Raw genomic sequence first — 11,013 nt, 5'->3', positions numbered from 1 at the left:
ACATTAGATGTTTTAGAGGGTCAAACGATCGCGGAGCTTCTTTACCTTGGACATAAGCTGGAGCCGTTGAGAAAGCCATTTTTTCAACAACTGAATAACCAATATGCTTATTTGGCTCATGATGATGGCTGGTTTAATAAAATTTATTATAAAAACATGGACTCTTTTTATCGATTATTTTGTGATGTCATTGCAAATAAAGTTGCAGAGCTTAAACTAGAAAAAGCGCTGTTAGGTCTTAAAAAGAAGCGGTTGTATCCATCTCTTCCTCGAGAGATTGCTACAGAATTAAAACGTTTTATGCGAGAAGGTATGGTTCTATCAATTGATAAGGCATACCAAACACGATTGAAAATGGAAATACCGATTTGGATTTTAGGCGATTTTGATAATATGGATGATATGTACGAAGAATATGAGAAAAATAGGAAACAAAAAAGTGATGCATTGCTTATTTTTGATAAAAAATTAAGAGAGTGGCAATTAACGAAGGTTTAATTGGTGGATGATATGAGTGAAAAAGTATTTATAGATTTTCCAGCGGAGTTAAAGAAAATGACTTTTGTGGAACGGCCGAATCGGTTTATTTTGCATTGTTTTGATGAGGGGACAAAGCAACTTGAAAAGGTGCATTTAGCTGATCCGGGAAGGCTAATTGAGCTTTTAATAGAAGGGGTAACGATTTATGTTCTCCCAAGCACGAACCCTGCTAGGAAAACGAAATGGACGGCTGTATATGTCGAATCCAATGGGCTTCTTGTATCTATTAATACAACCTATCCTAATAAGTTAGTTGAAAAAATGCTGAGAAATGAAATAATAGCAGAGCTTTCCGCTTATCAATGGGTGAAATCAGAATATACGTATGGCGGCTCCAGATGGGATTTTTTGTTGGAAGATAAGGAGAAAAATCAATTGCTCCTAGAGGTGAAGAGTGTGACATTAGCAAGCGATGGAATAGGGATGTTTCCTGATGCGGTCACAAAAAGAGGTGCAAAGCATGTGCAAGAATTAACAGCAATTGCTAAGGCAGGAACATATAAAACAGCTATTTTATTTATTGTGCAAAGAGAAGATGTGGAAATAGTGACAAGTGCTGCTGCAATAGATCCAGTCTTTGCAAAAAGCTTAGAGGTAGCAGTCTATGCTGGTGTTCAGTTATTAAGCTATACTTGTATTTTAACCAAGCAGGGAATTGAATGGGGCGATGCAATCCCAGTAGATCCATTTTTAAAAATTCAGTAAAAGGCCATTTATTTCTGCGAACTTTGAATGTATAATCAAAAAAGAAGAAAAATGAAATAGATAGACGATGGTGAGACTTTTTGTAAAATGCTCATGAGGGATGTCGAAAGACTTTCTCTTTTTTCAAAAAGACTCTTAAAAGGGAAGTTGGTGAAAATCCGACACGGTCCCGCCACTGTAAATGATTGCGACATGGAGAGAGGCCACTGTACGAAATATGTATGGGAAGGTTCCATTTTGCGAAAATCATGAGTCAGGAGACCTGCCATTTTCTATACACCTAATAAGCCTACGAGGATAGGGAGGTGTGGAGCGCGCTTTGAAAATATTTTTAAAGTCATCCCAACATCTCTATGAACGATAATAGAGATGTTTTTTATTTTTCATATATTTATTTAGGAAGGTGAATGGATGATGAGAAAGTTTTATTCCTTATTTTTAGCAATACTACTCGTTTTTGGTGTACTTACTGGATGTGGAGAAACGAAGTCGGAAAACAATAAAAAGGAGCAATCAACGGTACAAGAGTCTACTTTTCCGGTAACCATAAAGGATGCGCTGGCTCAAGAAGTAGTGATTGACGAAAAGCCAGAAAAACTAGTCTCCTTAATGCCTAGTAATACGGAGATTGTATTTGCACTGGGACTAGGAGAGGAGTTAGTTGGGGTTAGTGACTATGATAACTATCCAAAAGAAGCGGCGGAAAAAGAAAAGGTAGGAGGAATGGAATTTAATGTAGAGAAAATAATTTCATTGAATCCAGATGTAGTGTTAGCACATGCATCTAGCGCCCATAATTCCGCAGAAGGATTGCAGCAAATTCGCGATGCTGGCATTGATGTTGTGGTTGTGAATGATGCGTCTACTTTTGAGGATGTCTATAAAAGTATGGAAATGATTGGACAGGCTACAGGAGCAGAAAAAGAAGCAGATCAGCTTGTTGCTGATATGAAAGGAAAATTAGATGCTATCAAGGAAAAGGCAGCAGCGGTTTCCGATAATGATAAAAAATCTGTTTACATAGAAGTAAGCGAAGAACCAAATTTGTTTACGACTGGTAAAAATACATTTATGCAAGAAATGCTAGATACTATTAATGCGAATAATATTATTTCAGAAGAGGGCTGGATTCAAGTGGATCAAGAGGCAGTAATTGCTGCTAATCCAGATGTAATTATTACTACATATGGAGCTTACTCAGAAAAAAGCCCAATTGATCAAATTAGTTCGAGAAAAGGCTGGGCCGATGTTACGGCTGTAAAAGAAAAGCAAATAGTAGATGTTGATTCTGACATGGTAACTCGTTCTGGTCCTCGTTTAGTTGAAGGAGTAGAGGCAATTGCAAAAGCGGTGTACCCAGATGTTTTTAAATAAAAGAAAAGCGGCTTATTTTTATGCCGCTTTTTTTCTCCTTTTTGCGATAGTGATTGGAATATCCATAGGAACAATCTCTGTTCCTGTTTTATCTGTAATAAAAATATTAGCAAGTTATTTGGGGCCGGAAAGTTTATTAAACAATGTTGATCCGATGCATATAAATATAGTCCAAAATATACGCCTTCCTAGAGTGCTATTAGCAGGACTTGTTGGCGCGAGCCTATCCATTGCGGGAGCAGCCTTCCAAGGATTGTTAAGAAATCCATTGGCAGACCCTTATACACTTGGTGTTTCATCTGGTGCTTCTGTTGGGGCGGTAATCACATTGTTTTTCCAATTTAGCATTCCGTTTCTTGGTGGATTGACTTTGCCATTTATGAGTGTGATCTTCTCCTTTATTACGATTTTATTTGTTGTCTTTTTTGCAAAAAAAATGGATCCTGCGATGCGAGTGGAAACAATTATTTTAACAGGTATTATTATTGGATCTTTTTTAAGTGCATTTATATCTCTTATGATTGCATTGACAGGAAACGAGCTTCGCCAAATTATTGGGTGGTTACTAGGAAGTGTCTCCATGAGAGGGTGGGAATATATTAAAATTCTTCTGCCTTTCTTTGTAGTAGGTTCCGGGCTTCTTCTTTCGCAAGGAAAGGAATTAAATGCCTTAGCGTTTGGAGAAGAAAGGGCACAGCATTTAGGGATTCATGTGCAAAGAAGAAAAATGATTATCTTGCTGGCTGGCTCGATGCTAACGGGTGCGGCAGTTGCAGTCTCTGGGACAATCGGATTTGTCGGTCTTGTGATTCCACATTTTGTCCGAATTATTGTAGGTTCTGATCACAGACATTTAATGGGGGTGTCCCTTTTTGCAGGTAGTGGCTTTATGATTCTAGCTGATTTATTAGCGAGAACGATTATTTCTCCGACGGAACTTCCGATAGGGGTCATAACGGCTTTAGTAGGTGCTCCAGTGTTTGCTGGATTATTACTGAGAAGAAGGAAGAGGAGTTTAAAATAATGCTAAATGTACAAAGTCTCTTTTTTCAATATGAAACAAAACAGATTTTACAAGATATTTCTTTTGCAGTGAATAAAGGAGAAATGGTTGGTATTCTTGGACCTAATGGAAGCGGAAAAACGACTTTAATGAAAATTATCAGCGGTATCTTAACACCGCAAGAAGGACAGATTCAGATAAAAGGTAGACCCATTGACCAATATAAGATGAAAGAATTAGCGAAGGTAGTGGCGGTCCTCTCTCAGCATGCGAATGAATCTTTTTCTTATACGGTTCGAGAAATCGTATCTCTGGGGAGATATGCACATCAATCGGGGCTGTTTCAATCATGGAGTTATAGGGATGAAGAAGTGCTTAATCAAGTAATGAGGCAAACAGGAGTTTTTGCTTTTCAGGACAAGTCCATTCATGAATTGTCTGGGGGCGAGAAACAACGTGTATATTTGGCCCAGGCGCTGGCACAGGAACCAGAAATTCTCCTATTAGATGAACCAACTAATCATTTAGATTTATCCTTTCAAAAGGAATTATTGGATAACTTAAGAGATTGGAGCAGGGAAAAGGAGTTAACGATTGTTTGCATTTTTCATGATTTGAACTTGGCAGGCTTATATTGTGATCGGCTGCTTTTATTAGATGATGGAAAGGTAGAAGTAGACGCACCACCTTCTGATGTATTGCAAGAAGAAAGAGTGAAAAGAATCTATCAAACAGATGTGAAAAACACCTTTCATCCAAGCAAACCGGCTCCCCAAATAGCGCTAGTACCTAGAAACATAGTGAGAAATGATTTCAAAATAGATACGGAAGCTATTACCATTACTTCAGAAAGAGTAGAGGTAAAGGTTCCTTTCCCGCTTTACACCCTTTCCTCAGGTGTAATTGGTGCAGGAATGGGCTGGTATAAAAGCTTTGTGAACCGACATGTAGATAAATCGTATCGATGTGAAAATTATCGAGAGGAAATGGAGGATTATTTGCTTCGAAATGGCCTTATTCCAGCAGAGACAGTGGGAATGATGACAGCTGTCTACACAGAGGATGCAACGTATCAGCTTGTTGAGCAAGGGGATTTTTCTGTCATGATTGTCGTAACAGGAGGAGTGGGAAATGCTGTCGATGCAGCAAGGACTAACGAGCATTCTTCCTTCTTAAACCCTGGAACGATTAATATTTGGATTTTTGTTAATGGGAAATTATCAGAGCAAGCCTTTTTACAAAGTGTCATTACTGCCACGGAAGCAAAGACAGCAGTCTTGCGAGATAGAAATATAAAAGATTTAGAGACGGGAACGATTGCAACAGGAACGTCAACAGATAGTATATTGGTAGCTGCAACCCAAGAAGGCACTTATCTCGAATTTGGTGGTACGATTACGCCGCTTGGAAAGTGTATAGCACAAGGTGTCTATAAGTGCTTAACAGAGTCTTTAGATAAAAGGGATAGGAGGATATCACTTAAATGATTGGCCATTTGATTAGCATTACACTTGCTATTATTTTAGATAAACTCATTGGTGATCCTCCAAACTGGCCACATCCAGTAAAAGGGATGGGTAAGTTGATTTCCTTTCTCGATCAGAGATTAAATAATGGGCAAAAGCGGAGAATAAAAGGATTATGGATGTTCATCATTGTGGTAGTCGTCACCTTTTTGGTTACTTTTTGCCTTGTTTATATTAGCTATCAGCTTCATTGGTGGGTCGGGGTAATGGTAGAAGCTCTCTTTATCGCAACTACGATTGCCCAAAAAAGTCTGAAGGATGCTGCTTTAGAAGTATATGAACCATTGCAGGCTAATGATTTAGTAATGGCACGAAGGAAGCTTTCTTATATTGTAGGGAGAGATACAGAGCGATTAGGGAAAGATGAAATTGTACGAGCAACGGTAGAGACCATTGCAGAAAATACGAGTGATGGTATTACTGCTCCACTATTTTGGGCATTTATTGGGGGTGCTCCCTTCAGCCTTGTCTATAGGGCCATTAATACATGTGATAGTATGGTTGGTTATAAGAATGATAGATACAAAGAATTTGGGTATTTCTCTGCGAAATGTGATGATATTGTTAACTATTTACCTAGTCGTATCACCGCCATTCTTGTACTGTTATTTACTCGCTGTCCTTACTATCGTAAGCAGGATGCCTGGAAGATATTATTTCAAGATGCGAAGAAGCATCCTTCTCCAAACAGTGGCTGGGGCGAAGCTGTAACGGCAATTATCCTAGGTATTCAACTTGGTGGAATAAACTATTATCGAGGAAAGAAGTCAGATAGGGCTCGAATGGGAAAAGCGCAACAGCCTTTAAGGACTAGTCATATTATCGAGGCGACTAAAATTGCTGATAAGGCAGTTGTATGCTTTTATCTTTTTTTGTTTATAGGAGGAATAGGATTTGAATTGGCCAATGCATGGAGCTAATCCCCAGTATATTTATGAAAAGACAAACATAGAAATGCCAGTAGATGCAATAGATTTTAGTGCAAATATTAATCCGCTAGGACCTCCGCCTATCCTATTGGAGAAGTGGAATGAATTATATCAGACAGTCCATCTTTATCCAGATCCTTTTGCAAGTCGCCTAAAGGAGAAAATTTCAAACAAGTATGAACTTCGTCCAGAACAGCTTTTGATTGGCAATGGAGCTGCGGAAATCATCTCTTTGCTTGGGAGAATGCTTACGGGGAAAAAGGTATTGCTTATTCAGCCTGCTTTTTCTGAATACGAGGAAGTGTGCCGAATTAATCATTGTGACATCTATCATCATTTTTTATCAGCGGAATCTGGCTGGGAACTATCTCCTTCTAAACTGGAAATGGATATTCGTCATGTAGATGCCGTGTTTTTATGTAATCCGAATAACCCAACCGGGATATTTTATCCAAAACAACTAGTAGAAGAGTTGTTGGTTTTATGTGAAAAAAACGATTGTAATGTCATATTGGATGAAGCTTTCTATGATTTTGTAATTGGATATGAAGATATGTTACCTCTTTTAAAAAAATTCTCAAACCTCATTGTTTTGCGTTCCTTAACAAAAATGTACAGCATTCCAGGGATACGTTTAGGCTATATATTCGCGTCAGAGGAACTAATTGCGCAATTGCAACATTTTCAAGCCCAATGGAGTATCAATGGAATTGCATTAAAGGTTGGCGAATTATTGATGGAGCAAGAGGCGTTTTTAAAAAAGACGCAATCCTTTATACAAATGGAGAAGGAAGGCTTATTTCCCTTTTTTAAGAAAGAACAATTTGCTTATTCAAACTCAGCTGCTAATTATTACTTATTAAGAGATCAAAGGTTAAACGATCAAAAAGACCTTCTTACTTTCTTGTTAAACAACGGCATCATTGCAAGACATACATATAATTACCAGAGTTTAGAAGGAAGCTGGCTGCGGTTTGCGATTAAAAGTAAAGTAGAAAATCAGCAATTGCAAGGAGTGTTAGCGAAATGGAAGCAAATTCGTCCATCATCTTTGTAACTGGTGGCGTGAGAAGTGGTAAATCTTCTTTTGCTGAAAGATTGGCAATCGAATACGCAAGGAAGGCAAGTGCTGAATTACATTATATAGCTACAGCTGTTAATACGGATGCAGAAATGCAAGCAAGAATTGCAAGGCATCAACGAATAAGAAAGACACAAAAGGTGAAATGGAATAGCCATGAACAGTCAGTGGATATTGGTGAGTTGGCGAGAGTTTTTTCAAAAAAGGATGTCATTTTGCTCGATTGTTTAACAGTATTAGTCAATAATGAACTTTTTTTAAAAGAACAACAACACGAAATGATAGAGATTAAGCTGAAGAAGGATCTAGTAAAGCTAAGTCGAAGTTGCCAAGTACTTATTTTAGTTAGTAATGAAGTTACATATGAACCATCAACAGATCCATTTGTACAAAAGTATTGTAGGATTTTAAATCGATTACATTATTTTCTCGTGCAGCATGCAACAGATGCTTATTTAGTAGAAAACGGGATAGTGCAAAGGAAGAAGGGAGGAGAAGAATGAAGGGTGTGATGATACAAGGGACTTCATCAGATGTTGGAAAAAGTCTGATTGTTACTGCTTTATGCAGGATGTTAGCGAACGAGGGGAAAAAAGTTGCTCCATTTAAATCACAGAATATGTCTAATAATTCTTATGTTACAGTGGATGGAAAAGAGATTGGCAGGGCCCAAGGAATTCAGGCAGAAGCAGCACGGACCGAGGCTACCGTTTGGATGAACCCAATCCTCTTAAAACCAAGATCTGATTTACAGTCGGAGGTTGTTCTTCTTGGAGAAGCAAGTACGACTCTTTCTGGCAGAGGCTATCGGGAACAGTTTTATGAAGAGGGAATTCGCGTTATTCAAAAAAGCCTTGATTACCTGCAAAGCAACTATGAGATGGTAATGATGGAAGGGGCGGGAAGTCCAGTAGAAATAAATTTGAAAGACAGAGAGCTTGTAAACATGAAAGTTGCTAAAATGGCTGATATTCCTGTCATTCTCGTTGCAGATATTGATCGTGGAGGTGTATTTGCGAGTATTATTGGAACCCTTGCTCTATTTTCAGAAGCGGAACGGAGCAGGGTTAAGGGAATTATTATTAATAAGTTTCGCGGAGATCCAGCTCTTTTTGAAGATGGAGTACAATGGCTGAAGGAAAAGACAGGCATCCCTGTCCTCGGAGTTCTTCCTTTTATTCATAACCATATGATTGAAGGTGAGGACTCCTTATCTATTCGGGAGAAAAGATTAACAACTACAAATGAAGTCATCGATTTGGCAGTAGTAAACAATCGTTATATGTCCAATTTTACAGATATAGAACCATTTTTCCTAGAAGATGATGTTAGTATCCGCCTGATTGATAATGGTGATGATTTAGGCAATCCAGATGCAGTTATTATTCCTGGTACGAAAAGTACGATTGATGATTTGAAAGAAATGAAAAGGAACGGATTAGCTCTCCGACTTAAAAGCTATTATGAGCAAGGTGGCAGAGTAATAGGTTTATGCGGAGGATATCAAATGCTTTGTACTGCTTTGATGGATCCACATGGTGCTGATACTGGAATCATAAGCGAAGGAATAGAAGGGATCGGCCTTATCCCTGCAATTACTACTTTTGAAAAGAAAAAGGAGACTATTCGAGTGGAAGGCAGCTATCATCCATCTACGAAGTTAGCGTTAGAAAAGGTAGAGGGTTATGAGATTCATTTAGGCAAAACAGAATATGAGCCTTCTGCTGAAAAATGTCCTTTTTTATTACTTGATAATAGAGATGAGGGTTATTATCGTGAAGACGGAAGATTGATAGGTACTTATATGCATCATCTATTTTATAATGATGCTTTTCGCAATACATGGTTAAATCAAATCCGTTTACAAAAGGGAATGGAGAAAAGAAAAGCGCTGTTTATTCAGGAACAGAAGGATAAACGTTTTGATGCGCTCGCTGATGAGATGAAAAAACATCTTGATTGGGGGAAAATATTGGATATCCTTCAGAATGGTGACAGACAATGAAAAAATGGTTTATTGGTTTTCTATTAAATATTCAGTTCTTTACGGCGATACCAGTGAGAAAAACACTTCCGATGGAAGGGGAATTTCTTCAGAAAAGCATTAAAACATTTCCTTTGCTAGGACTTTTTCAAGGCTTTATTTATATGGGCCTCTTCTTTATGTTAAAGGAACATACCCCTTTTACAAATCTTGCGGTTGCTTTTTTTGTTTGGCTCGGTATGATTTTGTTAACTGGGGGACTTCATTTAGATGGCTGGATGGATGCTAGTGATGCCTATTTTTCTTATCAGGATGCTAAGAAAAGACTAGAGATTATGAAAGATCCTCATGTAGGCGCTTTCAGGCTCTTGTCAGTCATTCTTTTATTAAGTACGAAGTTACTTTTTATCTATGAAATAGTAATACGCATGCAAGACTTCACCTATTTATTTGTAATGCTTTTGCCGTTTTTCTCTAAAGCGTTGATGGGCTGGATTTTACTATTTGTTCAAGAGGCAAAGAAGGACGGGCTCGGCGCTTATTTTAAAAAATCTGTCCAAGGGCAGCGTACGCTTTTTTATAGTGGATATTTTGTACTTGTATTTCTATTTTTCCTGTTTCTGTTTCCGCAATGGATGCCACTGTTCTTTCTATTTCTCTCCGTTAGCATAGGCTGCTATTTTTTATTAAGCAGATTTATGAAGAGAGCTTTTGGGGGATTAACAGGTGATTTATTAGGAGCAAGTGTAGAAGGGACGGAATTGGTACTATGGGCGACACTATGGTTATTGCATTATTTCGTCATGGGTTAACTGCCGAAAATGAACGAAAAGCATATATTGGCTGGACAGATGCTCCTTTAAGTGAAAATGGGCGAAACAAGCTTTATGAAAAAGGTAGACCAGTATCTAAATATGATTGGATATGTACAAGTGATTTATTGCGAGCGAAAGAAACAGCAGTTTGTTTGTTTCCTGAAAAGAGCTTGCGCAGTACTTCTTATTTTAGAGAAATAAATTTTGGAAATTGGGAAGGGCAAACATATGAACAGTTAAAAGGACTCCCTGACTATTGCAAGTGGCTAAATGCTCCATTTGCAGTTTCTGCAACAAATGGAGAATCCTTTAAAGAGATGGCAGAGCGAGTAGATAAAGGCTGGGACAGTTTAATGGAACAGAGTGGCCAAAGTAATCGAATCGCAGTTGTCACACATGGTGGCGTCATTCGTTATTTACTTAGTAAATATGGCGTAACAGAAAAGATTTTTTGGGACTACACCATTTTGCCGGGAGAGGGAATCGAGCTAATATGGTCCAACAAAGAAAGCTTTAGGAGGAAGGAAAGATGCACTTTATTACAGGAGGTAGCTTTCACGGGAAGAAAAGCTGGACAGTAAACTATGCAAAGGAGCATGGCCTTATAAAGGGGAAGGTCCTTCGTTTGTTTGATGAAAAGGAAATAAATGGTATGAATGATGAGAAGGATTCTTTTTATATAATTGAAGGACTGGAGTGGATGATTAAAAATCGTCTGCAAGAAGAAACGTTGGAGCAAACAATCACTTATATAGAAAAACAAGTGGGGGATTTGCTTCAATGGGAAAGAGAAGAAGAAGACCGCTGCGTGTTTTTAATTGGTAGCGATATTACGAAAGGCATCGTTCCCATTGATCAAGAAGACCGCCTGTGGCGCGATGCTACAGGACTGATTTTTCAAAGGATTGCAGCAACTGCAGATAGAGTGGATGTTATTTGGTATGGATTAAATGAGCAGTTGAAGTAGAGTGGTGTTCGTGATTGAGATGAAAGCTACGAACCGGAGTATTAAGAGGGAAAGTGGTGTTCGTGATTGAGATGAAAGCTACGAACCGG

Annotated in this window: 11 protein-coding genes, 1 pseudogene and 1 riboswitch; all 12 genes and pseudogenes read left to right on the top strand. The window is 38.4% G+C overall.

The window, feature by feature from the left end; all coding sequences use genetic code 11:
- Positions 1-498, top strand: a pseudogene (locus tag RTL21_RS07225) (hypothetical protein); the annotation flags it as partial.
- 12 nt (positions 499-510) lie between these two features.
- On the top strand, positions 511-1,245 hold the full coding sequence (sfsA, locus tag RTL21_RS07220; RefSeq protein ID WP_312094769.1) for a DNA/RNA nuclease SfsA: 735 nt from the start codon (positions 511-513) through the stop codon (positions 1,243-1,245).
- A gap of 112 nt (positions 1,246-1,357) precedes the next feature.
- Positions 1,358-1,529, top strand: a riboswitch (cobalamin riboswitch).
- Positions 1,530-1,659: 130 nt separating this feature from the next.
- Positions 1,660-2,619 (top strand): ABC transporter substrate-binding protein, encoded by a 960-nt coding sequence (locus tag RTL21_RS07215; protein ID WP_312094938.1) that lies wholly within the window; start codon positions 1,660-1,662, stop codon positions 2,617-2,619.
- Positions 2,606-3,643, top strand: a complete 1,038-nt coding sequence (locus RTL21_RS07210; RefSeq protein WP_312094767.1) for a FecCD family ABC transporter permease — start codon at positions 2,606-2,608, stop codon at positions 3,641-3,643. Before RTL21_RS07215 ends, RTL21_RS07210 begins: the two co-directional genes overlap by 14 nt.
- Positions 3,643-5,109, top strand: coding sequence for a heme ABC transporter ATP-binding protein (locus tag RTL21_RS07205; protein WP_312094765.1), 1,467 nt, complete (start codon positions 3,643-3,645; stop codon positions 5,107-5,109). Before RTL21_RS07210 ends, RTL21_RS07205 begins: the two co-directional genes overlap by 1 nt.
- Positions 5,106-6,068, top strand: a complete 963-nt coding sequence (gene cbiB, locus RTL21_RS07200; RefSeq protein WP_312094763.1) for an adenosylcobinamide-phosphate synthase CbiB — start codon at positions 5,106-5,108, stop codon at positions 6,066-6,068. The genes RTL21_RS07205 and cbiB overlap by 4 nt, the downstream gene beginning before the upstream one ends.
- On the top strand, positions 6,043-7,134 hold the full coding sequence (locus tag RTL21_RS07195) for a pyridoxal phosphate-dependent aminotransferase (RefSeq protein ID WP_312094761.1): 1,092 nt from the start codon (positions 6,043-6,045) through the stop codon (positions 7,132-7,134). The genes cbiB and RTL21_RS07195 overlap by 26 nt, the downstream gene beginning before the upstream one ends.
- On the top strand, positions 7,104-7,661 hold the full coding sequence (locus tag RTL21_RS07190) for a bifunctional adenosylcobinamide kinase/adenosylcobinamide-phosphate guanylyltransferase (protein WP_312094759.1): 558 nt from the start codon (positions 7,104-7,106) through the stop codon (positions 7,659-7,661). Before RTL21_RS07195 ends, RTL21_RS07190 begins: the two co-directional genes overlap by 31 nt.
- A complete protein-coding gene (locus RTL21_RS07185) occupies positions 7,658-9,163 on the top strand; it encodes a cobyric acid synthase (RefSeq protein ID WP_312094757.1) in 1,506 nt (501 codons plus the stop codon). Before RTL21_RS07190 ends, RTL21_RS07185 begins: the two co-directional genes overlap by 4 nt.
- Entirely contained in the window at positions 9,160-9,954 is a 795-nt protein-coding gene (cobS, locus tag RTL21_RS07180) for an adenosylcobinamide-GDP ribazoletransferase (protein WP_312094755.1), read from the top strand. Before RTL21_RS07185 ends, cobS begins: the two co-directional genes overlap by 4 nt.
- Complete coding sequence (locus RTL21_RS07175) at positions 9,912-10,538, top strand: histidine phosphatase family protein (protein WP_312094753.1); 627 nt, start codon at positions 9,912-9,914, stop codon at positions 10,536-10,538. Before cobS ends, RTL21_RS07175 begins: the two co-directional genes overlap by 43 nt.
- Entirely contained in the window at positions 10,487-10,924 is a 438-nt protein-coding gene (locus RTL21_RS07170) for a bifunctional adenosylcobinamide kinase/adenosylcobinamide-phosphate guanylyltransferase (RefSeq protein ID WP_312094751.1), read from the top strand. Before RTL21_RS07175 ends, RTL21_RS07170 begins: the two co-directional genes overlap by 52 nt.
- Positions 10,925-11,013 lie beyond the last annotated feature (89 nt).

This window comes from Niallia sp., from assembly GCF_031978665.1.
In the GTDB taxonomy this organism is placed as follows: Bacteria; Bacillota; Bacilli; order Bacillales; family Cytobacillaceae; genus Niallia.
The sequence above is the reverse complement of the archived record's forward strand: the minus strand, read 5'-3'. Positions and strand labels throughout refer to the sequence as shown.

Bases quoted from the DNA above. Each gene is read 5' to 3' on its own strand.
- RTL21_RS07215 (WP_312094938.1), top strand. From the start codon at position 1,660: ATGAGAAAGTTTTATTCCTTATTTTTAGCAATACTACTCGTTTTTGGT.
- RTL21_RS07185 (WP_312094757.1), top strand. From the start codon at position 7,658: ATGAAGGGTGTGATGATACAAGGGACTTCATCAGATGTTGGAAAAAGT.
- RTL21_RS07210 (WP_312094767.1), top strand. From the start codon at position 2,606: ATGTTTTTAAATAAAAGAAAAGCGGCTTATTTTTATGCCGCTTTTTTT.
- cbiB (WP_312094763.1), top strand. From the start codon at position 5,106: ATGATTGGCCATTTGATTAGCATTACACTTGCTATTATTTTAGATAAA.
- RTL21_RS07170 (WP_312094751.1), top strand. From the start codon at position 10,487: ATGCACTTTATTACAGGAGGTAGCTTTCACGGGAAGAAAAGCTGGACA.
- cobS (WP_312094755.1), top strand. From the start codon at position 9,160: ATGAAAAAATGGTTTATTGGTTTTCTATTAAATATTCAGTTCTTTACG.
- sfsA (WP_312094769.1), top strand. From the start codon at position 511: ATGAGTGAAAAAGTATTTATAGATTTTCCAGCGGAGTTAAAGAAAATG.
- RTL21_RS07205 (WP_312094765.1), top strand. From the start codon at position 3,643: ATGCTAAATGTACAAAGTCTCTTTTTTCAATATGAAACAAAACAGATT.
- RTL21_RS07190 (WP_312094759.1), top strand. From the start codon at position 7,104: ATGGAAGCAAATTCGTCCATCATCTTTGTAACTGGTGGCGTGAGAAGT.
- RTL21_RS07175 (WP_312094753.1), top strand. From the start codon at position 9,912: ATGGGCGACACTATGGTTATTGCATTATTTCGTCATGGGTTAACTGCC.